The sequence below is a fragment of the Pseudonocardia sp. GCM10023141 genome, assembly GCF_042653605.1.
In genome coordinates this window covers 295,743-315,948 of the sequence record NZ_JBHSIR010000035.1, presented here as the reverse complement: position 1 = coordinate 315,948, position 20,206 = coordinate 295,743, and the positions used below count along the sequence as shown (strand labels likewise).

At 72.8% G+C, this 20,206-nt stretch carries 24 protein-coding genes; 18 read left to right on the top strand and 6 right to left on the bottom strand.

Features of this window, described 5'->3' with window-relative positions:
* Positions 1-2: 2 nt before the first annotated feature.
* Genes serB through ACFPFQ_RS21790 form a run of 3 tightly spaced genes read left to right on the top strand, consistent with a single transcriptional unit; the run spans position 3 to position 4,139 of the window.
* Positions 3-1,265 carry a phosphoserine phosphatase SerB gene (serB, locus tag ACFPFQ_RS21800; protein WP_379621631.1) on the top strand — a complete coding sequence of 421 codons (1,263 nt, stop codon included), beginning with the start codon at positions 3-5 and terminating at the stop codon, positions 1,263-1,265.
* A gap of 22 nt (positions 1,266-1,287) precedes the next feature.
* Entirely contained in the window at positions 1,288-2,007 is a 720-nt protein-coding gene (locus ACFPFQ_RS21795; RefSeq protein WP_379621629.1) for a peptidyl-tRNA hydrolase, read from the top strand.
* A 26-nt stretch (positions 2,008-2,033) separates the two neighbouring features.
* The gene (locus tag ACFPFQ_RS21790) at positions 2,034-4,139 is read left to right on the top strand and encodes a YecA family protein (RefSeq protein ID WP_379621627.1); all 2,106 of its coding nucleotides are present in this window, start codon (positions 2,034-2,036) and stop codon (positions 4,137-4,139) included.
* Between the two features lie 5 nt (positions 4,140-4,144).
* Here ACFPFQ_RS21790 and ACFPFQ_RS21785 read toward each other — a convergent pair whose 3' ends face one another.
* Positions 4,145-6,082, bottom strand: a complete 1,938-nt coding sequence (locus ACFPFQ_RS21785) for an ATP-dependent DNA helicase (protein ID WP_379621802.1) — start codon at positions 6,080-6,082, stop codon at positions 4,145-4,147.
* Between the two features lie 231 nt (positions 6,083-6,313).
* Here ACFPFQ_RS21785 and ACFPFQ_RS21780 point away from each other — a divergent pair, with 231 nt between their 5' ends.
* Positions 6,314-6,991 (top strand): hypothetical protein, encoded by a 678-nt coding sequence (locus tag ACFPFQ_RS21780; protein WP_379621625.1) that lies wholly within the window; start codon positions 6,314-6,316, stop codon positions 6,989-6,991.
* 35 nt (positions 6,992-7,026) lie between these two features.
* Here the strand turns inward: ACFPFQ_RS21780 and ACFPFQ_RS21775 are convergent, their stop codons facing one another.
* Together ACFPFQ_RS21775 and ACFPFQ_RS21770 are read right to left on the bottom strand one after the other, a co-directional pair.
* A complete protein-coding gene (locus tag ACFPFQ_RS21775) occupies positions 7,027-7,578 on the bottom strand; it encodes an isochorismatase family protein (protein WP_379621623.1) in 552 nt (183 codons plus the stop codon).
* On the bottom strand, positions 7,575-8,879 hold the full coding sequence (locus ACFPFQ_RS21770) for a nicotinate phosphoribosyltransferase (protein WP_379621621.1): 1,305 nt from the start codon (positions 8,877-8,879) through the stop codon (positions 7,575-7,577). Before ACFPFQ_RS21770 ends, ACFPFQ_RS21775 begins: the two co-directional genes overlap by 4 nt.
* 55 nt (positions 8,880-8,934) lie before the next feature.
* On the opposite strand from ACFPFQ_RS21770, the gene clpS reads away from it, so the two are divergent.
* From clpS to ACFPFQ_RS21735, 7 genes are all read left to right on the top strand, one after another.
* Positions 8,935-9,231 carry an ATP-dependent Clp protease adapter ClpS gene (gene clpS / locus ACFPFQ_RS21765; RefSeq protein ID WP_379621800.1) on the top strand — a complete coding sequence of 99 codons (297 nt, stop codon included), beginning with the start codon at positions 8,935-8,937 and terminating at the stop codon, positions 9,229-9,231.
* A gap of 10 nt (positions 9,232-9,241) precedes the next feature.
* Complete coding sequence (locus ACFPFQ_RS21760) at positions 9,242-9,793, top strand: DUF2017 domain-containing protein (protein ID WP_379621619.1); 552 nt, start codon at positions 9,242-9,244, stop codon at positions 9,791-9,793.
* Entirely contained in the window at positions 9,790-10,620 is an 831-nt protein-coding gene (locus ACFPFQ_RS21755; protein ID WP_379621617.1) for an ACT domain-containing protein, read from the top strand. The genes ACFPFQ_RS21760 and ACFPFQ_RS21755 overlap by 4 nt, the downstream gene beginning before the upstream one ends.
* 91 nt (positions 10,621-10,711) lie before the next feature.
* The gene (locus tag ACFPFQ_RS21750; RefSeq protein ID WP_379621615.1) at positions 10,712-11,167 is read left to right on the top strand and encodes a Mov34/MPN/PAD-1 family protein; all 456 of its coding nucleotides are present in this window, start codon (positions 10,712-10,714) and stop codon (positions 11,165-11,167) included.
* A gap of 48 nt (positions 11,168-11,215) precedes the next feature.
* Positions 11,216-11,488, top strand: coding sequence for a MoaD/ThiS family protein (locus ACFPFQ_RS21745; protein ID WP_379621614.1), 273 nt, complete (start codon positions 11,216-11,218; stop codon positions 11,486-11,488).
* Positions 11,489-11,494: 6 nt separating this feature from the next.
* A complete protein-coding gene (locus tag ACFPFQ_RS21740) occupies positions 11,495-12,445 on the top strand; it encodes a PLP-dependent cysteine synthase family protein (protein WP_379621612.1) in 951 nt (316 codons plus the stop codon).
* 87 nt (positions 12,446-12,532) lie between these two features.
* Positions 12,533-13,162: a rhomboid family intramembrane serine protease gene (locus ACFPFQ_RS21735; protein ID WP_379621609.1), complete on the top strand. Its 630-nt coding sequence runs from the start codon at positions 12,533-12,535 to the stop codon at positions 13,160-13,162.
* Here the strand turns inward: ACFPFQ_RS21735 and ACFPFQ_RS21730 are convergent.
* Positions 13,159-13,719 carry a chorismate mutase gene (locus tag ACFPFQ_RS21730; protein ID WP_379621607.1) on the bottom strand — a complete coding sequence of 187 codons (561 nt, stop codon included), beginning with the start codon at positions 13,717-13,719 and terminating at the stop codon, positions 13,159-13,161. The two genes, ACFPFQ_RS21735 and ACFPFQ_RS21730, sit on opposite strands and share 4 nt — an antisense overlap.
* 183 nt (positions 13,720-13,902) lie before the next feature.
* Here ACFPFQ_RS21730 and murI point away from each other — a divergent pair, with 183 nt between their 5' ends.
* On the top strand, positions 13,903-14,721 hold the full coding sequence (gene murI / locus ACFPFQ_RS21725) for a glutamate racemase (RefSeq protein WP_379621605.1): 819 nt from the start codon (positions 13,903-13,905) through the stop codon (positions 14,719-14,721).
* Between the two features lie 505 nt (positions 14,722-15,226).
* Here murI and ACFPFQ_RS21720 read toward each other — a convergent pair.
* Positions 15,227-15,556, bottom strand: coding sequence for an ArsR/SmtB family transcription factor (locus ACFPFQ_RS21720; RefSeq protein ID WP_379621603.1), 330 nt, complete (start codon positions 15,554-15,556; stop codon positions 15,227-15,229).
* Positions 15,557-15,635: 79 nt separating this feature from the next.
* Here ACFPFQ_RS21720 and ACFPFQ_RS21715 point away from each other — a divergent pair, with 79 nt between their 5' ends.
* From ACFPFQ_RS21715 to rdgB, 6 genes are read left to right on the top strand one after another with little or no spacing between them, the layout of a single operon-like run.
* On the top strand, positions 15,636-16,826 hold the full coding sequence (locus ACFPFQ_RS21715) for an MFS transporter (RefSeq protein WP_379621601.1): 1,191 nt from the start codon (positions 15,636-15,638) through the stop codon (positions 16,824-16,826).
* Positions 16,823-17,197 carry a hypothetical protein gene (locus tag ACFPFQ_RS21710; RefSeq protein WP_379621599.1) on the top strand — a complete coding sequence of 125 codons (375 nt, stop codon included), beginning with the start codon at positions 16,823-16,825 and terminating at the stop codon, positions 17,195-17,197. Before ACFPFQ_RS21715 ends, ACFPFQ_RS21710 begins: the two co-directional genes overlap by 4 nt.
* Positions 17,190-17,591, top strand: a complete 402-nt coding sequence (locus ACFPFQ_RS21705) for a hypothetical protein (RefSeq protein WP_379621597.1) — start codon at positions 17,190-17,192, stop codon at positions 17,589-17,591. Before ACFPFQ_RS21710 ends, ACFPFQ_RS21705 begins: the two co-directional genes overlap by 8 nt.
* Before the next feature lie 10 nt (positions 17,592-17,601).
* Complete coding sequence (locus ACFPFQ_RS21700; protein ID WP_379621595.1) at positions 17,602-18,387, top strand: MBL fold metallo-hydrolase; 786 nt, start codon at positions 17,602-17,604, stop codon at positions 18,385-18,387.
* Between the two features lie 45 nt (positions 18,388-18,432).
* Positions 18,433-19,176, top strand: a complete 744-nt coding sequence (gene rph, locus ACFPFQ_RS21695) for a ribonuclease PH (RefSeq protein WP_379621593.1) — start codon at positions 18,433-18,435, stop codon at positions 19,174-19,176.
* Positions 19,173-19,790 carry an RdgB/HAM1 family non-canonical purine NTP pyrophosphatase gene (gene rdgB / locus ACFPFQ_RS21690; RefSeq protein ID WP_379621591.1) on the top strand — a complete coding sequence of 206 codons (618 nt, stop codon included), beginning with the start codon at positions 19,173-19,175 and terminating at the stop codon, positions 19,788-19,790. Before rph ends, rdgB begins: the two co-directional genes overlap by 4 nt.
* 2 nt (positions 19,791-19,792) lie before the next feature.
* On the opposite strand, the gene ACFPFQ_RS21685 is transcribed toward rdgB, so the two are convergent.
* Positions 19,793-20,188, bottom strand: coding sequence for a carboxymuconolactone decarboxylase family protein (locus ACFPFQ_RS21685; RefSeq protein ID WP_379621589.1), 396 nt, complete (start codon positions 20,186-20,188; stop codon positions 19,793-19,795).
* Between the last annotated feature and the right edge of the window lie 18 nt (positions 20,189-20,206).

The following is a 20,206-nucleotide window of genomic DNA, read 5'->3' as shown; positions in this document are numbered from 1 at the left end:
CGATGTCCGAGCGGACAGGAACACCCGGTACTAGTACCACTGTCCTGATCACGGTCACCGGCCCCGACCGGCCGGGCGTCAGTTCGGTGCTGTTCGCCGCGCTCACCGCCCACGGCGTCGACCTCATCGATGTCGAGCAGGTCGTGATCAGGGGCCGGCTGACGCTCGGTGCGCTGGTCGAGGCCCACCACGACCCCGAGGGGTTGCAGGAGGCCGTCGAGCAGGCGATGGCGAGCATCGCCATGCAGGTGCACACGTCGCTGGGGGAGCCCGGCGACGACAGTGTCCGGCGCAGCCCCACGCACGCGGTGCTGATCACCGGCCAGCCGATCACGGCCCGCGCCTTCGGGTCCGTGGCCAGGGCGCTGGCCGGGGTCGGCGCCAACATCGACTCCATCCGCCGGGTCGCCGACTACCCGGTCACCGGGATCGAGCTGATGGTGTCCCCGGTGCCCGGTCAGGGCTCCGAGGACTACCCGCCCGGCACGCTGCGGGCGCGCCTGGTCGAGGTGGCGCGCGAGGCCGGTGTCGACGTCGCGGTGGAGCGGGCCGGGCTCGCGCGGCGCAGCAAGCGGCTCATCGTGTTCGACGTCGACTCCACGCTGATCCAGGGCGAGGTCATCGAGATGCTCGCGGCGCGCGCGGGCGCGGCGGCCGAGGGCCAGGTGCGAGACGTCACCGAGGCCGCGATGCGGGGCGAGCTCGACTTCTCGGAGTCGCTGCGCCGCCGGGTCGCGGTCCTGCAGGGGCTGCCGGAGTCGGTGATCGACGATGTCGCCGCCGAGCTGGAGCTGACCCCGGGTGCGCGCACCACGATCCGCACGCTCAAGCGCCTCGGCTACCGCTGCGGTGTGGTCTCCGGCGGCTTCACCCGCGTGATCTCGGGGCTGGCCGCCGACCTGGGCTTCGACTTCGTCGCCGCCAACGAGCTCGAGGTCGTCGACGGGCTGCTCACCGGGCGCGTCGTCGGTGAGATCGTCGACCGGCCGGGCAAGGCCACGGCACTGCGCCGCTTCGCGGCCACGTTCGACGTGCCGCTGGAGCAGTGCGTGGCGGTCGGTGACGGCGCCAACGACATCGACATGCTCACCACGGCCGGTCTCGGGATCGCCTTCAACGCCAAGCCCGCGCTCAGCGCTGTCGCCGACGCCGCGCTCACCCACCCCTACCTCGACGTCGTGCTGTTCGTGCTCGGCATCACCCGCGACGAGGTCGAGCACGCCGACGCCATCGAAGGCGTCGTGCGGCGGGTGCCGATCGCATGACCGGTCGCATGGGTCCGATCGCGTGAGCGCAGCCCCCGCCAACTCCGTGATCCAGTCGCTGGCGGAGCGCTACCGGCGCCGCGAGGACGGATTCCCCGCCGAACCCGACGGTGTCGTGCGCGCCATGCCGGTCGTGCTGCGCCTCGAGCGTCCCCCGGCCGCCCGCACGCCCGTGCTGGAGGCGGCCGCCGCTGCCGCGCTGGCGGTCTGCCTCGATCCGCGCGTCGAGCCGGGCGGCGAGTGGCACGACGCGGTGGAGCTGTGGGTCACCCACCGGATTCGCAAGATCGCCCGCAGGGCCCGCGGCGTGCAGTGGGACGCCGTGCAGGAACTGCCCGGCGTCACCTGGGAGGTCGACGGCGCGCAGGCGCGCGCACTGCTGCCCGGCCCGGTCGACGAGGTGCCCAAGACGGTGTCGAAGCTGCAGATCGGCGGTACCGACCTGGAGCGTGACGACCCCGGCCCGCCGCCCGCCGGGGTGCCCGTGATCTGGGTGAACGCGGGTCTGGGCATGTCGGTGGGCAAGGCCGCGGCCCAGGTCGGGCACGCGTCGATGCTCTACGCGGCGGCACACGACCTCGCGACCGTGCCCGCGTTCGCCGTCCGCGATGCCGACGAGCGGCGTTGGGCCGCGATGTGCGCCCAGCTGCCCGATGGCGCCATCGCGGTGCGGGACGCCGGCTTCACCGAGGTGGCTCCGGGGAGCATCACCTGCATCGCCGTACGGCCGGAAACGGGCTGACGGAGGCCTCGCCCTACCCTTCGGGAGTGGACGCCACCGAGGAGACCGAGGACAGCTCGTTCGAACGCACCGAGGTGCTGGCCAAGTACCTCACCGAGCAGATCGGCACGCTCCCGGAGACCGAGCCCGCGCTGGAGCGGATGCACGCCGCCGGCATCGACACGATCACCGCCCACCAGCGCCTCGGTGTCGCCGCCGTGCCGTTCGTCGGCGAGGCGCCCGACGGGACGCCCCGACTCGACCGGGACGGGTGCGGTGCGGCGTTCGCGGCGATGCCGATCGTGCGCACGCAGGACGCCATGCAGGCACTGCTCGACGTGGTGCGGCAGCGGCGGGCGGTGTTCGGCGATCGGCTGCTCGAGTTCGTCGCGAAGCGGCTGGCCATCGATCCGGCCAACCCGGTCTCCGAGTTCATCGTCGAGGAGGTCGAGGCCGACGCGCTCGAGGACGCGACGTCGGCCGTCACGCTGCTGGCGCCCGACATCCTGGTGCACGTCCCGACGTTGGTGGGCGGTATCGTGCTGACCCACCGGCTGTCGGAGACGGAGCGGGCGGAGGGCTACCTCGTCCTCGACAGCGACCTCGCCGGCTTCCTGCGCCACCCGGCACCGCGGGTGGCGAGCGGCGTCGTCGAGGTCGACGACCCGGGCGGCGAGCAGCCCGTGGTCTGGGAGGGCCCCGACGGCTGGCTCGACGCCTTCGAGCCCGACACGCTGCTCGCCGTCCGGGTCGACGGTGGTGAGCTCTCGATCGAGGTGCTCGACACCGACCCGGCGGCGCCCGACGAGCTCGTCGCCACGCTGCGCAAGGCCTACGACGCCGAGACCGAGGCCGACCCCGACAGCGAGGGCCGCGACGACGGCGCCGGGCGGCTGCCCGTGCCGGCCGAGCTGCTGCTGATCAGCATGCTGTACCGGGACCCGAGCGCGTTCGGCGAGCCGCAGCTCCCGCTCACGGAGCTGGCCGCGGCGGCCGGGTTGGAGCTGCGCGGCGCGGAGTTCGGGCACGACGCCGCGGTGTGGGTGCAGGCGGCGGCGGTCGACCGGCAGCACCGCCTGGAGCACGAGCTCGAGTCCCTCGACGACGTGGCCACGGCACTGCTCGCGCTCGACGAGATCGAGGACGCCGATCCGGCCGTCGTGCGTGGCGCGCTCGACCGGCTGCAGGAGCCGCTCATCCTGGTGGCCGTCACCGAGGAGCTGCTGCTGGCCCACGAGCCCGCCGGTGTCGCCACGCTCGCCGAGCGGCTCATCGCCGTGGCCGGCACCGGTCGTCGGGCAGCGGTGGCGGCCTGGATCGCGGCCCGCGCCGCGGAGCGCGACGGTCGGGTGCTCGACGCCGAGTCGCACCTGCGGGCGGCGTCGCGGTTCGGGGACGGCTGGCCGTTCGTCGAGGACCAGCTGGCGCGCTACGAGTTCGATCGGGGCGACGCGGCGGCCGCGCTGGGCCGCTGGCAGTCCATCGAGGTCCCCGCCGACGATCCCGACGTCGAGGTGGCAGCGCTCTTCGCGTCGGCGACCGGCCCCGAGCCTGGCCGCAACGAGCCCTGCTGGTGCGGATCGGGGCGCAAGTTCAAGCAGTGCCACCTGGGCCGCGCCGGCACGGCCACCCTGCAGCAACGCACCTCGTGGCTCTACCGGAAGGCCGCGGGCTACCTGGAGCAGCTCGGCGGCGGGGCAGACGATGCGATGGCCGACTACGCGGCGGCCGCGGGCCTCGGCGACGACATCGACACCGCCTACGTCCTGCCGCTCGTCGTCGACGTCGCGCTGGCCGAGGGCGGCTGGTTCGCGGCCTTCCTCACCGCACGCGGGCCGCTGCTCCCGGAGGACGAGGCCGAGCTCGCGGCGCTGTGGCTGAAGGCCGAGCGGTCGGTCTTCGAGGTGGTCGAGGCCGGCAGCGTGCGCAACCTGCGCACCACCGAGATCGCTGCCGTGCCCCTGCTGGACCTCGCGACCGGCACGTTGCTGTGCGGGCGGCTGCTCCCGGACGGGGTGGGCGTGTTCTTCGCGACGGGAGCGAGCTTCGTGGTGCCCGCCGAGCAGCGCGACGAGGTGCTCGAGCTGCTCACCCAGCCCCTGGGGTTCGCGCTGCTGGAGTGGGTGACGGCGAAGGCCTTCGCCGAGTCGTAGGAGCGCTACGCGTCCACCGGCGCCGCGCGCAGCCGCCGCAGGGCGGCGTGCACCTTCTCGCGGTCGTCGGTGGTCCAGAACGGCGGCAGCGACGCCCGCAGGAAGCCGCCGTAGCGGGCCGTGGCCAGCCGCGGGTCGAGGATGGCGACCACGCCGCGGTCGTCCATGCCGCGCAGCAGCCTGCCGGCACCCTGTGCGAGCAGCAGGGCGGCGTGGGTGGCGGAGACCGACAGGAACCCGTTGCCGCCGCGGGAGTCGGTGGCGCGCTGCCGGGCCGCGACGAGCGGGTCGTCCGGGCGCGGGAACGGGATGCGGTCGATGATCACGCACGACAGTGACGGCCCGGGTACGTCGACGCCCTGCCACAGCGACAGCGTGCCGAACAGCGACGTGGCCTCGTCCTCGGCGAACTTCTTGACCAGCTGCATCGTGGAGTCGTCGCCCTGGCACAGCAGCGGCGTGTCGAGCCTGCCGCGCAGCGCCTCGGTGGCCTGCTTGGCCGCGCGCATCGACGAGAACAGGCCCAGCGTGCGCCCGCCGGCGGCCTCGACCAGCCCGGCGATCTCGTCGAGGTAGGCGGGCGGGAGCCCGTCGCGGCCAGGCGGTGGCAGCCGCTTGTTGATGTAGAGGATGCCGCTGCGGGCGTGCGCGAACGGCGAGCCGACGTCCATGCCGGACCACTTCGGGGCGTCCGGATCCGGCACCGGGTCGGTCTGGCTCTCGGCGACCTTCTCCGGCGGCAGGCCCCACTGCCGGGCCAGCGCGTCGAAGTTGCCGCCCAGCGCCAGCGTGGCTGAGGTGAGCACGACCGTGGAGCGGCCGAACAGGCGCTCGCGCAGCAGCCCGCCGACCCACAGCGGCGCGGCGTGCAGCACTTTGTAGCGGGAGTGGTCGGGGCCCTGCTCGGCGAGCCAGACGACGTCGTGGCGCTTGGCGGGATCGGACTCCTCGAACACGCCCAGCAGGCGTGTGGCGATGTCGACGACCTCGTCGAGGGAGGCCTGCGCGACCTTGCGGCCGACGGCGCCGTCGGGATCGTCCTTGCGCTCCCCGCCCAGCGCGGTGCGGCAGGCCGACGCGGCGCTGAGCACGGCCGACAGCGCGCCCGACGCGGGCTGCGGAAGGGAATCCCACCGGCCGGGCGGCAGATCCTCCAGCACCATCGCGAGGCCCTCACCGGCCTCGGCGAGCCGATCGGCCGCGGCCTGGTCGATGAGCTTGCCCAGCCGCCGCGACGTGCTCACGACGATGCCGGACGTCAGCTCGCCGGTGGCCACGCCGGTGACGCGATCGACCAGCTCGTGGGCCTCGTCGACGACCACGACGTCGTGCTCGGGCAGCACCGGGCGCCCCTCGAGCGCATCGATGGCGAGCAGGGCGTGGTTGGTGACGACGATGTCGGCCTTGCCGGCCTCGGCCTTCGCCTTCTCCGCGAAGCACTCCTCACCCACCGGGCACTTGGCAGCGCCGAGGCACTCGCGCGCGGTGACCGAGACCTGGCGCCACGTGGCGTCGGTGACGCCGGGCACCAGCTCGTCGCGATCGCCCTTCTCGGTGGTGTCGGCCCACTCGTGCAGCCGCTTGACCGCGCGCCCCATCGCCGAGATGGCGAACGGGTCGAACAGCTCGTCGGCCGGGTCGACGTCGTCGCCGCCCCCGTGCAGCTTGTTGAGGCACAGGTAGTTGCGCCTGCCCTTGAGGATGGCGAACGTGGGGGCGCGACCCAGCAGCGGCTTGAGCGCCTTCGCCAGCCGGGGCAGGTCGCGGTCGACGAGCTGGCGCTGCAGGGCGATGGTGGCCGTGGAGATCACGACCGTGGTGCCCTTGGCCACCGCGTGGTGGATCGAGGGCACCAGGTAGGCCAGCGACTTGCCGGTGCCGGTGCCGGCCTGCACCGCCACGTGCTCGCCGCTGCTGATGGCCTTGCGGACGGCCTGCGCCATCGCGTCCTGCCCGTCGCGGCGCTCCCCACCGACCGATTCGACGGCGGCGGTGAGGAGTTCGGCAACCCCGGGGAGGTTCTTCGCGCTGCGTCCAGGGGCCACCGCAGCAGGTTACCGGTCGACCCCGACGTCGTGTGGCGGAACGGTTCATTGCACGTCCGGGGCAACCTTTCGCCGGTTTCGTACGTCTATCACCCTGACCGGATGCTGAACCCTGGGGGAGGGTTTCTGATGGGTATCAGGAACGTCATCAGCACAGCGGTGGCCGCGGTGGGGACCGCGGCGCTCGTGATGCTGGCCGTCACGGCGCCTGCGAACGCGGCACCGTCACCGGCGCCGCCCGTGGCCGTGGCACCGGTGCCACCGCCCACCGATGTTCCCGGCTGTGAGCGCGGCTGCAGCGTCGCGTTCGACCGGCAACTGCCCGACGACGTGCGGTTCGTCGGGCTCAACACGCCGCCGGACGGGGGACCGGGGCCGAGCGTGCTCGTCTACCTGATCGGGGGCGAGGTCCACGACGTGCTGGCCTCTCCGGAGCCGGCCGCCGTCATGGACGCCGCGTGCGGCTACGCGGGCGATGCCCAGCGCTGCTCGGTCTCCTACGAGGTGGGGGCGCACAGCTCCAAGGTGCGCACGATGCTGCTCACCGGTGACCGGGGGATCGAGATCACCGACCACGTGGGTGGCGACGCGCCCGACGCGTACGTGACCGACCTCGACGGCAACGGCCGCGGCGATGCGACCGTGCGGATGAGCACGTTCGACCCGGCCTACGCGGGGGCGCCGCAGTACTGGGAGACCTACGTCGAGCTCGACGGGGCGTTCGTCCACACCGGCTGCGGGCCGCTGGAGACCGAGCGCAGCGCGCCGCCCGTGGCGCCGCTGACGGGGGCCTGCCCGCACCCGTGACCGGCCCGGCGCGGCAACGGGCCGGCACGGGGCCGTCAGGCGATCGTGACCCCCGCCGCCCGCATCTCCGCGACGGCGCGCTCGGTACTCTCCGGCGCGACCCCGGCACACAGGTCCAGCAGCACGGTGGTGGTGAAACCGGCTGCCGCCGCGTCGAGCGCCGTGGCGCGGACGCAGTGGTCGGTGGCGACGCCCACCACGTCAACCGCATCGACGTCGTGGGCCTGCAGCCACTCGCGCAGCCCGCTGCCGCCCGGTTCGGCGCCCTCGAACCCCGAGTAGGCCGCCGAGTAGGCGCCCTTGTCGAACACCGCCTCGACGGGCGCGACGTCCAGTTCGGGGTGGAACGACGCCCCCGGCGTGCCCTTGCGGCAGTGCGGCGGCCAGGTGTCGACGTAGTCGGGTGTGGCGGAGAAGTGCGCGCCCGGGTCGATGTGGTGATCGCGGGTGGCGACGACGTGGTCGTAGCGGCCAGCGCGGGCGTGCAGCGAGACCGCGGCCGCGACCGCCGCCCCGCCTGCCACCGCGAGCGAGCCGCCTTCGCAGAAGTCGTTCTGGACGTCGACGACGATGAGCGCGCGCGTCACCTGAGGCCCTCGAAGACCGTGGGGATGGCCGGTTCGCCGCGCGAGAGCTTGAGACCCTCCCACGGCACCGACACCAGCGCCGCGCGCAGCCGCTCGCGCGACTGCTCGAGCGCCGGACGGTCGGGCACCAGCTCGCCACCGCGGATCATCGGCACGGGCAGCACCCGGTCGTGCGGTCCGGCAGCGGGCGGGGTGGCCGCGAGGAACACGACCTCCTCGACGGCCGTGCCGGTGGGCTTGAAGCGTCGCAGCGCCGACTTGCGCCCGCCGCGCGACTCCTTGGACTGGCTGCGCTTGGCGACGGGCCTGCCGTCGACCTCGACGAGCTTGTAGACCATGCCGGCGGTCGGCGCCCCGGACCCCGTGACGACCGACGTGCCGACCCCGTAGGAGTCGACGGGCTCGGATCGCAGTGAGGCGATCGCGTACTCGTCGAGATCGCCGGACAGCACGATCTTCGTGCCGGTGGCACCGAGCGCGTCGAGCTGCTCGCGGGCCTGGCGGGCGAGCACGCCCAGGTCACCGGAGTCGATGCGGATGGCGCCCAGCGTCGGGCCGGCCGCCTCGATGGCCAGCTCGACGCCGCGGTGGATGTCGTAGGTGTCCACGAGCAGCGTGGTGTCGGCGCCCAGCGCCTTGACCTGGCTGGTGAACGCCGAGAGCTCGTCGTCGTGCAGCAGCACCCAGGCGTGCGCGGCCGTGCCTGCCGTCGGGATGCCGTGGCGACGCTCCGACTCCAGGTTGGACGTGGCCGCGAAGCCGGCCAGGTAGGCGGCCCGCGCCGACGCGACCGCGGCGGCCTCGTGGGTGCGCCGCGACCCCATCTCGATGATCGGGCGCCCGGCGGCGGCCGAGACCATCCGCGCTGCGGCTGAGGCGACCGCGCTGTCGTGGTTGAGGATCGACAGCGCCAGCGTCTCGAGCACCACGGCGTCGGCGAACGTGCCGCTGACGGTGAGGACGGGTGACCCGGGGAAGTACAGCTCGCCCTCCGGGTAGCCGTCGACGTCGCCGGAGAAGCGGTAGTCGGCGAGCCAGTCCAGCGTGCTGCGATCGACGATGCCCTCGAGCGCGGCGAGCTCCTCCGGGCCGAAGCGGAAGCGCTGGATCGACTCCAACAGCCGTCCGGTGCCGGCCACGACGCCGTAGCGCCTGCCGTCGGGCAGCCTGCGTGCGAACAGCTCGAACACGCAGTGGCGGTGGGCGGTGCCGTCGGCCAGCGCCGCGGTCAGCATCGTCAGCTCGTAACGGTCGGTCAGCAGCGCGGTGCTGACACCCGTCGAGGACGGACTCCCAGTCATACCAGAACCCTATGTGCCGTGCGGGACCTGCGGGGAAGGTGTCACCATGGAGCACATGGCCGCGCCGCTACCCACACCCACGCGCCAGGTGGATCCCGTCGTCGCCGAGGAGTCGGCGTCGGAGTCGCCATGGCAGGCGATCGTGTGGAACGACCCCGTCAACCTGATGTCGTACGTCACCTACGTGCTGCAGAAGCTCTTCGGCTATCCGGAGTCGAAGGCCAACGCGCTGATGCTCGACGTCCATCACAAGGGCAAGGCGGCGGTGTCGGCAGGCGACCGCGACAAGATCGAGGGCGATGTGGCCAAGCTGCACGCCGCCGGCCTCTGGGCCACGATGCAGAAGGCGTGAGCACCCACCCGTGAACGGCTGGAAGAAGTCCGGGCGGGGCCGCAACCTGCGGCTCGTCGCCACGATGGAGGCACAGGAGACCGCGGTGCTGCGCGGGCTGCTGATGGAGGTCCGGCAGCTGCTGGACTCGCGCACCGACGACAACCCGGCCGACGAGCTGGCCGTGCTCACGGGCATCCGCACCGGCCCGTCCACGCGGCCCGACGACCGCGTGCTCGCCCGCCTGCTGCCCGACTTCACCACCGAGGACGCCGATCTCGCCGCGGGCCTGCGGTCGCTGCACGAGCCCGAACTGATCGTCGCGAAGCAGGCGGCGGCGGCCCACGTGCTCAGCACGCTGCCCGAGGAGGGCGGCCGCATCGAGCTCACCCCGGATTCGGCCGACACCTGGCTCGCCGCGCTCAACGACGTCCGGCTGGCGCTGGGCACGGCGCTCGACGTCAGCGAGGACATGCCCGACGACCTGCCGCCCGACGACCCCCGCGCCGCCCACATCGGTGTCTACCAGTGGCTCACGTTCGTGCAGGACGCGCTGGTGCAGAGCCGCATGCAGGTCAGGTGACGGGCAGCACGGATCTGCAGGAGCTGATCGCCGGGCTCGATCCGCAGCTGCACGAGGGTGTGCACGTCTTCGCCACGGTCGAGCGCGACACGGTCCTGGACGTCACGCCGGTCGCTGCGATCGAGGAGGACGAGGGGCGCACGCTGGTCCTGCGTGCCGACGACGCGAAGCGCCTCGGCATCGCCGCTGCGTATCCGTGCGCGTGGATCACGCTGCGGGTGCACTCGGCGCTGGCCGCGGTCGGCATGCTGGCGCGCATCACCACCGCGCTCGCCGCGCACGGGATCAGCGTCAACCCGATCTCCGGCTTCCACCACGACCACCTGTTCGTGCCGCACGACCGCGCCGCCGACGCGATGCGCGTGCTGCAGGAGCTGCGGGCCGGTTCCGCGAGCCGGCGCACCGTCGTCGGCGAGTACGAGGTCGACGACGACCCGGCCCGCATCGACCGGGACGTGGCCTGGACGTTCCTCTCCACCGAGGCGTACTGGGCGCGCTGGCGCACCAGGGCCGATCTCGAGACGCAGCTGGACCGCTCATGGCGTGTCGTCGGGGCCTACCGGCGCGACACCGGCGAGATGGTGGCGTTCGCGCGCGCCGTCTCCGACGGGGTCTCGTTCGGTTACCTCGCCGACGTGTTCGTGCTTCCCGGTGCCCGGGGCGCCGGGCTCGGCACGGCCGTCACGGCGGCGGTGGTCGACGACGACCGCACCCCGCGGGTGCGGTGGACGCTGTTCACGAACGACGCCCACGCGCTCTACCGGCGCTTCGGGTTCGTCGCGGCCGGCGAGACGGCGATGGTGCGACCGAGTCCGATGGGGCAGTAGCGCGACTGAATCGATATTGACCGGACAATTTCGTGTGCGTCACACCCGTGGCAGGTGCAGCGGCCGCCGGCGGGCCCGTACCCTGGAGCCCGTGCTGGTGATCCGAGCCGATCTCGTTGCCGAGATCGTCGCCCACGCCCGGCGGGACCATCCCGACGAGGCGTGCGGAGTCATAGCCGGGCCCGAGGGATCGGATCGCCCGGAACGGTTCATCCCGATGCTGAACGCCGCCCGCTCGCCCACGTTCTACGAGTTCGACTCGGGCGACCTGCTGCGGCTCTACCGCGACATGGATTCCCGTGACGAGGTGCCGGTGGTGGTCTACCACTCGCACACCGCCACCGAGGCCTACCCGTCGCGCACGGACATCTCCTACGCCTCCGAACCGGAAGCGCACTACGTGCTTGTCTCCACCCGCGAGGAGGGGAACGACGAGTTCCGCTCGTTCCGGATCGTGGATGGCGTGGTCACCGAGGAAGACGTCGACGTCGTCGAGAGTTACATGTTCGCGCACACCGGCGCGGACGACGTTCCCGACAACAGCTGACGTCTCCGTCCCGACCCCGTACCACCCATCGATCCAGGAGCTCTTCTCGTGGCTGTCACCGTTTCCATCCCCACCATCCTGCGCACGCACACCGGCGGCGAGAAGTCCGTCGAGGCCAAGGGCGGCACGGTCGCCGAGGTGATCGACGACCTCGAGGCCAACCACGGCGGCATCGCCGCCCGCCTCATCACCAACGGCGCGCTGCACCGCTTCGTCAACATCTACGTCGACGACGAGGACGTGCGCTTCTCGGGTGGCCTGCAGGCTCCGGTGGGGGAGAACTCGTCGTTCACGATCCTCCCCGCCGTCGCCGGCGGCTGATCCGTCGTGGCGCTGTACCACTCGCTGCTGCAGGCGGTCGGTGACACGCCACTGGTGGGGTTGCCCAGCTTCTCGCCCGCGCCGCACGTGCGGCTGTTCGCGAAGCTCGAGGACCGCAACCCCACCGGCTCGATCAAGGACCGTCCGGCCCTTGCCATGATCGAGAAGGCGGAGGCCGACGGCCTGCTCGCACCCGGGGCCACCGTGCTGGAACCGACTTCGGGCAACACCGGCATCTCGCTGGCGATGGCCTGCAAGCTCAAGGGCTACTCGCTGATCTGCGTGATGCCCGAGAACACGTCGATCGAGCGTCGGCAGCTGCTCGAGATGTACGGCGCCCGGATCATCTCCTCGCCGGCTGCGGGTGGCTCGAACCAGGCCGTGGCGATGGCCAAGGGCCTGGCTGCGGAGCACCCCGACTGGGTGATGCTCTACCAGTACGGCAACCCGGCCAACGCCGACGCGCACTACCGCACCACCGGCCCGGAGATCCTGCGCGATCTGCCCAGCGTCACGCACTTCGTCGCGGGCCTGGGCACCACCGGCACGCTGGTGGGCACCGGGCGCTTCCTGCGCGAGCGCAAGCCCGAGATCCAGATCGTCGCGGCCGAGCCGCGCTACGGCGAGCTGGTGTACGGGCTGCGCAACCTCGACGAGGGGTTCGTCCCGGAGCTCTACGACCCGGAGGTGCTCACGTCGCGCTACTCCGTCGGCTCCCACGATGCGCTGCGCCGCACCCGGGAGCTGGTGGCCCAGGAGGGCATCTTCGCCGGCATCTCCACCGGCGGCATCCTGCATGCCGCGCTGGCCGTCGCGGAGAAGGCGGCGGGGTCCAAGGAGCCCGCCGACATCGTGCTGATCGTGGCCGACGGTGGTTGGAAGTACCTGTCCACCGGTGCTTACAGCGGCACCCTCGACGAGGCCGCCGAAGGCATCGACGGGCACCTCTGGGCCTGACGCTCACCGCGCCGCCGGGCGCGGCGCCGGTGAGCCGTCAGGAATTCTTCAGCCGCTCGCGGGGTGTTTCCGCGTAGCCTCGACGGCATGGTCGCCCCTGCGCCGGCCCCGCGCCGGTCGATAGCCCGCGTGCTGCCGGCCCACCCGGTGCCCGCCGCGCTCACGATGCTCGCCTTCACCGCGCTCCTGTACGTGATCGAGATCGTCGATCGCGTCACCTCGCTGGGACTCGAGAACGACGGCATCATCTCGCGGAACCTGTCCGGGCTGTGGGGCATCCTCTGGGCGCCCCTCCTGCACGGCGGCTGGGATCACCTGCTGTCCAACACCATCCCGTTCCTCGTGTTCGGGTTCCTGGCGATGGCGGGCGGGATCCGCCAGTTCGTCGGCGTCACGGCGCTGATCTGGCTGGTCAGCGGGCTGGGTGTGTGGCTCATCGGGCCGGACCGCACCTCCACCATCGGCGCGTCCGGAGTGATCTTCGGCTGGCTCGTGTTCCTGCTGGTGCGCGGCTTCTTCGCCCGCAGCCTCGCCCAGATCGGGGTCGCGGTCGTGCTCTTACTGGTCTGGGGCAGCGTGCTGCTCGGCATCCTGCCCGGCCAGCCCAACATCTCCTGGCAGGCCCACCTGTTCGGGGCCCTCGCCGGGCTGCTGGCCGCGGCACTGGTGGCGCGGGCCGACCGCTCGAAGCGCCCGGTGCCCCTACCCGGCCTCTAACGGGCGCCGCACACCGAGCGCAGGGCCCGGTCGAGCGCCTCCTGGTGCAGCGGGTCGAGGTGCAGGCGGTCCACCTCGCTCGCGCGCGCCGCGCCGAGCTGGGCGGCGCACCCGGCGCCGGACCGCGCGTCGCGGGTCGCGACCAGCGCGTCGAGCAGCTGGCCGGTCACCGCGTCGAGCACCGGACGCACCGTGGCCAGGTCCGGCGCCGTGGCAGGGGCCTGCTGCGGCTGGGCCGTCCAGCTCTCGAAGAGGCCGTACTGCACCACCTTGTTCGCCTCGATCTGGTCGCGGAACACCGACGCCGCCACCGCGGGGTCGAGGCCGCGTGGTGCGGATCCGGCGGCAGCCGCGTCGAGCACCGTCTTCTCGCGCGCGGGGTCCTCGATCGCACCTCGCGTGCCCCACTTGGCAGCGGCCACGGTGTCGGCGGTGGCGAGGCGGCGCTGCGCGGTGTCGACGACCGCACCCAGTGGTCCGGGGTCGGCGGGCGCCGGCGCGGCGGGCGCCGTGCAGGCCGTCAGGGCGGCGAGCACGGCGATGGTCGATGCAGTCACCAGCAGCGGTGTGATGCGCACGAGATCCCCCGAGGGGAAACGACGGCAGGGCGCGGCCCGTCCCCCCAACGGCCCGCCCGTCCACCCTGCATCACCGGGACGAGCCGTCGGAAGCCGGTGGCGAGAAGTCGCCACGGACGGGTGCGGGTGGCCGGCTCGCGGGCGCGGCTACAGTCGGGAGCCGTGAACCTCGACGCTCCGATCGGCATCTTCGACTCCGGGGTCGGCGGCCTCACCGTCGCTCGCGCCGTGATCGACCAGCTGCCCGCCGAGCGCGTCGTCTACGTCGGGGACACCGCCAACGGCCCCTACGGCCCGCTGCGCATCGCCGACATCCGCATGCACGCGCTGGCCGTCGGCGACGCGCTGATGGAGCGCGGGGTCAAGGCGCTCGTCGTCGCCTGCAACACGGCATCCGCGGCGTGTCTGCCCGACATCCGCGAGCGCTACCCGGTGCCGGTGGTGGAGGTCGTGCGGCCCGCGGTGCGCCGGGCCGTCGCGGCCACCCGCACCGGCCGGATCGGCGTCATCGGCACGGTCGCCACCATCGGCTCGGGTGCCTACCAGGACTCGTTCGCCGCCGCCCGCGACATCGAGGTCACCGCCGTGGCCTGCCCGCGGTTCGTCGACTTCGTGGAGCGCGGCATGACCAGCGGCCGCCAGATACTCGGGCTCGCGCAGAGCTACCTGGAGCCGCTGCAGCGGGCGTCGGTCGACACGCTCGTGCTCGGCTGCACCCACTACCCGCTGCTCGCGGGCGTCCTGCAGATCGCGCTGGGGCCCGACGTCACGCTGGTGTCGAGCGCCGACGAGACCGCGAAGGACCTCGTGCGCGTGCTGATGGACACCGAGCTCGCCCGCGACGCCGAGGACCCGCCCCACGGGCCGCACGAGTTCCTGGCCACCGGCGACCCCGACCAGTTCCGCAAGCTGGCGCGTCGCTTCCTCGGCCCGGAGATCGGCGCCGTGGCCGCGTTGCCGATGGCCACGCTGCCGGTGTAGTCCCGGACATCTACCTAGAACGGTGCGAGGTCGTCGAGGGCGACCACGGCCGGCGCTGGCTCGGGTTCGTGTTTCCGTGGTGGTTCGAGGATCGGGACGTCCAGCATCGCGCCGGATCGGTCGGTGATCTCCGGTTCCTCCTCGCGGGGGACTTTCGGGCCCGCAGTGCGCCAACCCCGGCCGGTCCACTCACGTGACCGTCGGTCCCGACTCGCGGGCGCATCCGTCGCAACTCGCGGGCCGATCTGTCGCAACTCGCGGGCACATCCGTCGCAACTCGCGCGCTGACCTGCTCTGGCCGTAGCTGCGGGCACGCTTGACCTGGTTTCTCGGGAGCCCTGCCGGGCGAGAGAGCCCGTGCGCGCACCCCCAACCTCCTGGAGACCTGCCCGCCGGCGAGGCGGCACGAAAGCCAGGGCAGGCCACCCAGCCGACACACCCGACCGGCAGGCACGAAAGCCGGGCACGCAACCCAACCGCACCTGACCGGCAGGTGCGAAACCCGCTACCGCTCGGCCGCCAAGACTCCGTCCAGCAGTCCCGGATACAGCGAGTCCAGGTCGTCGCGGCGCAGCGTGCTGATCCGCCGCGTGCCCTCGGCGTGCACCGAGATCACACCGGCCTCGCGCAGCGTGCGAACGTGGTGAGTGCGTGTGGACTTCGTCACCGGCAACGGCACCTCGCCGCACGCGATGCCCTCGGGAGCCGCGGCCAACGCGCGGACGAGCACCAGGCGAACGGGGTCGCCGAGGGCCTGCAGCACGTTCTCGACGCGGATCTCGGCACGCGTCGGTTGGGGCAGCAGTGCCGGTTCGGTTGTCGTCACAATCAACATAGTACGACATCGGTGGTAGTTCGACGAGTCTCGTAGTACGGTCTTCATCGTACTAACGTCCACTCTTTCGGAGGACCTGGTGTCCGCACGGACTCTCCTGCTCGCTGCCGGCGCCTTCGCCGTCGGCACGAGCGCCTACGTCGTCACGGGCGTCCTGCCGGCGGTCAGTGCCGAGCTCGGCGTCTCCGTGACCACGGCGGGCCAGCTCAGCACCGTCTTCGCGCTCTCCTACGCGGTCGGTGCCCCGCTGCTGGCCACGCTGACGGGACGGTGGGACCGGCGGACGCTGCTCGTCGCCGCCCTGCTGCTCGCCGCGGTCGGCAACGCGCTCGCCGCCGTGTCCACCAACTTCCCCGTCCTGGTCGCCAGCCGCGTCGTCAGTGCGCTCGGGGCGGCCGTCTACACCCCGGCCGCCACGGTCGTGGCCACGCAGTTCCACGCTCCCGAGCACCGCGGCCGCGCCGTCGCGATGGTGTTCGGCGGGCTCACGTTCGCGCTCGTCCTCGGTGTCCCGGCCGGCAGCATCCTCGGACCCGTCATCGGCTTCCACGGCGTCTTCGGGCTCATCGCCGCGGCGTCGGTGCTCGCCGCGATCGCCGTCCGGTCGTTCCTGCCCGCGGTGGCCGCACCCGCGCACATCGGCCTGCGGGACCGGCTCGCCGTGGCTGCCGACCGCCGCGTGCTCACGATGCTCGGGGTCACGGTGTTCGGCGTGCTCGGCGCGATGAGCGTCTACACCTACGTCGTGCCGCTGCTGGCGGCCTCGGCGGCCGTCGCAGGCCCGGTCGTCAGCGCCCTGCTGCTGGTCTACGGGCTGGGTGCGCTGCTCGGCAACGCGATCGGCGGCCGGGCCACCGACCGCTGGGGCAGCAGGCGCACGCTGCTCACCGGCATGGTCGGCTTCACCGTCCTCGCCGTGACGATGCCGGTCACCATGACGACGATCGGCAGCGCCGCGGTCGTGCTCTTCTTCTGGAGCATGTTCACCTGGTCGGTCAACCCGCCCATCCAGAACCTGCTGCTGGGCTTCTCGGCCACCAGCGGTGGCCTGCTGCTCTCGCTCAACGCGTCGGCGATCTACCTCGGCGCCGGGCTGTCCGGCGTCGTCGGCGGCGTCGTCATCGCGACGCTGGGCGTGCTGGCGCTGCCGCTCGTCGGCGCGGTGCTCGGAGCGATCGGCGTGGGGCTGTTCGTGCTGCTGGGCCGGCAGAACGCTCGGGCCGAGGCGGCGGAACTCGCCGAGATGGCTCCGGTACCGTCCGGCATGTGATCGACGCGCTGGTGATCGTCGGGTACGTCGCGACCGGTGCGCTGGCCGTGTTCGGGATGGTCACCACCATCCTGAACCGGCCGCCGGACCGGATCGCGCGCTTCGCCGTCGGCGCGGTCGTCGCGCTGCTCGTCGTCCAGGCCGTGATCGCCGCCGTGCGCGTGTTCACCGGGGTCGAGCTGGCCGAGACGTCCACCTTCCTGATCTACCTCGTGGTGTCGGTGTGCGTGCTGCCGATCGCGCTGCAGTTCGCCTCCACCGAGCCCACCCGCTGGGGCGGCCTGGTCATCGCGGTCGCGGCGATCGCCACCGGGGTGGCTGTCTGGAGACTCCAGGACCTCTGGGTCCCGATCGGCGGCTCCGGTGCCTGAGGCCCCCCGCGCCACCTCGTCGGGCCCCGGCCGGGTGCTGATCGCCGTCTACGGCATCTTCGCGCTCTCGGCCACGGCCCGGGCCGGCGTCCAGATCGCCGGCAAGTTCCACGAGGCCCCGGTCGCCTACCTGCTCTCCGCGCTGGCCGGGCTCGTCTACATCCTCGCGACGATCGGCCTGGCCGGCCACGGACCCGGCTACCGCAGGCTGGCCTGGACCGCCGTCGGGTTCGAACTCGTCGGCGTGCTCGTCATCGGCACCATCACCGTGTTCGACAAGGGCGACTTCCCCGCCGACACCGTGTGGTCGATCTACGGCCGCGGTTACGGCTTCATCCCGCTGGTGTTACCGCTGGTCGGCCTCTGGTGGCTGAGGCGCACCCGCGCGCGTTAGCGTGCCTCCCATGAGGCTGATCGTGCTCGGGTGCTCAGGCAGTGGACCGGGGCCCGACGCCCCGGCGTCGGGGTACCTGGTCGAGGCGGGCCCGGCGCGGCTCGCGATGGACATGGGCAACGGCACGTTCGGCGCGATGCAGCGCCACCTCGATCCGTGGTCGCTCGACGCGGTCCTGTTCTCCCACCTGCACCCCGACCACTGCGCCGACTTCTCCTCGCTGGTGGTCCACCGCCGCTACCACCCCTACGCACCGGTCGATCCCCGGGCGGTACCGCTGGCCGTCCACGCGCCAGGCGAGGCGCCGGAGCGATTCGGGCGGGCCTACGCCGCGTCGTCGGCCGAGCTCGCCGAGACCGACCTGTCGGACGTCTTCACGTTCCACCCGCTCACCGAGGGCGGCTCCGCCGAGGTGGCGGGCACCACGCTGGGCGCGAGCCTCGTCGACCATCCCTGCGAGGCCTACGCCCTGCGCATCGAGCACGCGGGGAAGTCGCTGGTCTACAGCGGCGACACCGGACCCTGCCAGGGGCTCGTCGACGCCGCCCGCGGGGCCGACGTGTTCCTCTGCGAGGCCACCTGGCCCCACACCGGCGAGTTCTGGACCGAGCCGCCGCCCGGCGTCCACCTCTCCGGGCGCCAGGCAGGCGAGGCCGCCGCCGCGGCCGGGGTCGGCAGGCTGCTGCTCACCCACGTGCCGTCCTGGTTCGACGGCGAGGTGCTGCTCTCCGAGGCCAAGGCGGCCTTCGACGGGCCCATCGAGCTCGTCGCGCCCGGCGGCACCTACGACGTCTGACGGGCGTTCACCGGGCTCTCAGGCGCCCGACCTAAGCTTGCCGCCGTGACACGCGCAGACGGCAGGACCGACGACGAGCTCCGCCCGGTGAAGATCACCCGGGGATTCCAGAAGCACCCGGCAGGGTCGGTGCTCGTCGAGTTCGGCGACACGAAGGTGCTGTGCGCCGCCAGCGTCACCGAGGGCGTGCCGCGCTGGCGCAAGGGCTCCGGGCTGGGCTGGCTCACCGCCGAGTACGCGATGCTCCCCTCGGCCACCAACACCCGCAACGACCGCGAGTCCGTCAAGGGCCGCGTCGGCGGGCGCACCCACGAGATCAGCAGGCTGGTCGGGCGCTCGCTGCGCGCCTGCATCGACCTCAAGGCGCTCGGCGAGAACACCATCGCGCTCGACTGCGACGTCCTGCAGGCCGACGGCGGCACCCGCACGGCCGCCATCACCGGCGCCTACGTCGCGCTCGCCGACGCCATCACCTACCTCGGCGCCCACGGTCGCCTCGCCGACCCGAAGCCGCTGTCGTGCCAGGTGGCAGCCATCAGCGTCGGCGTCGTCGACGGGCGGGTGCGCCTCGACCTGCCCTACGAGGAGGACTCCCGCGCCGAGGTCGACACCAACGTCGTCGCCACCAACACCGGCACCCTCATCGAGGTCCAGGGCACCGGGGAGGGCGCCACGTTCACCCGCAGCACGCTCGACACCATGCTCGACATGGCGCTCGCCGGCATCGGCGAGCTCACCCGCCTGCAGGCCGAGGTGCTGGCCCAGCCCTACCCGGGCGAGCTCCCGTGAGCCAGGTGCTACTGGCCACCCGCAACGCCGGCAAGCTCGTGGAGCTGCAGCGCCTGCTCGCGGCGTCGGACGTGCCGGGCCTCGAGGTCATCGGCCTGGCCGACGTCCCCGAGTTCCCCGAGGCCCCCGAGGTCGGCGCCACGTTCGCCGAGAACGCCCTCGTGAAGGCCCGCGACGCCGCCGAGGCCACCGGGCTGCCGTCCGTGGCCGATGACTCCGGGCTCACCGTCGAGGCCCTCAACGGCATGCCCGGGGTGCTCTCGGCACGCTGGTGCGGCCGCCACGGCGACGACGTGGCCAACCTGGAGCTGCTGCTGGGCCAGCTCGGCGACGTGCCGGACGAGCGCAGGGGAGCGGCGTTCATCTGCGCCGCCGCGCTCGTGGTGCCCGGCACGGGCAACCGGCAGGCCACCGAGACCGTGGTGCACGGCGAGTGGCCGGGACGCATCGTGCGCGGCCCGCTCGGCGCCAACGGGTTCGGCTACGACCCGATCTTCGTGCCCACCGGAGAGGAGCGCACCTCCGCCGAGCTCAGCCCCGACGAGAAGGACGCCGCCTCGCACCGGGGCCGGGCCATGCGCGCACTGCTCCCGCTGCTGCGCGCCCTCACCTGAGGTCAGCGCGGCTCGGCGAGCACGCGCTGGGCCACCCGGAACGCGGAGTTGGCGGCGGGCACGCCGCAGTAGATCGCCGTCTGCATCAGCACCTCGATGATCTCCTCGCGGGACAGCCCGTTGTTCAGGGCGCCGCGCACGTGCAGCTCCAGCTCCTCGAGGTGCCCGTGCGCGACGAGCGCGGTGAGCGTGACCGCGCTGCGCATCCGCCGGTCCAGGCCAGGGCGCGTCCAGATGTGCCCCCAGGCGTACTGGGTGATCATCTCTTGGAACTCGGCCGTGGTGGCGTCGGCGCGGGCGATCGCGGCGTCGACGTACTCGGTGCCGAGCACCTCACGGCGAACGGCCAGGCCGTCGGGATCGAGGTCGAGCGGGCGAGCGGGCTGCGAGCTGGTCACGAACCCGCACGCTAGCCG

Coding starts and splice junctions, on each gene's coding strand:
- serB (WP_379621631.1), top strand. CDS start 3: ATGTCCGAGCGGACAGGAACACCCGGTACTAGTACCACTGTCCTGATC.
- ACFPFQ_RS21785 (WP_379621802.1), bottom strand. CDS start 6,082: ATGGCGCAGGCCGTCCGCAAGGCCATCAGCAGCGGCGAGCACGTGGCG.
- ACFPFQ_RS21780 (WP_379621625.1), top strand. CDS start 6,314: ATGGGTATCAGGAACGTCATCAGCACAGCGGTGGCCGCGGTGGGGACC.
- ACFPFQ_RS21770 (WP_379621621.1), bottom strand. CDS start 8,879: ATGACTGGGAGTCCGTCCTCGACGGGTGTCAGCACCGCGCTGCTGACC.
- clpS (WP_379621800.1), top strand. CDS start 8,935: ATGGCCGCGCCGCTACCCACACCCACGCGCCAGGTGGATCCCGTCGTC.
- ACFPFQ_RS21735 (WP_379621609.1), top strand. CDS start 12,533: ATGGTCGCCCCTGCGCCGGCCCCGCGCCGGTCGATAGCCCGCGTGCTG.
- ACFPFQ_RS21720 (WP_379621603.1), bottom strand. CDS start 15,556: ATGTTGATTGTGACGACAACCGAACCGGCACTGCTGCCCCAACCGACG.
- ACFPFQ_RS21700 (WP_379621595.1), top strand. CDS start 17,602: ATGAGGCTGATCGTGCTCGGGTGCTCAGGCAGTGGACCGGGGCCCGAC.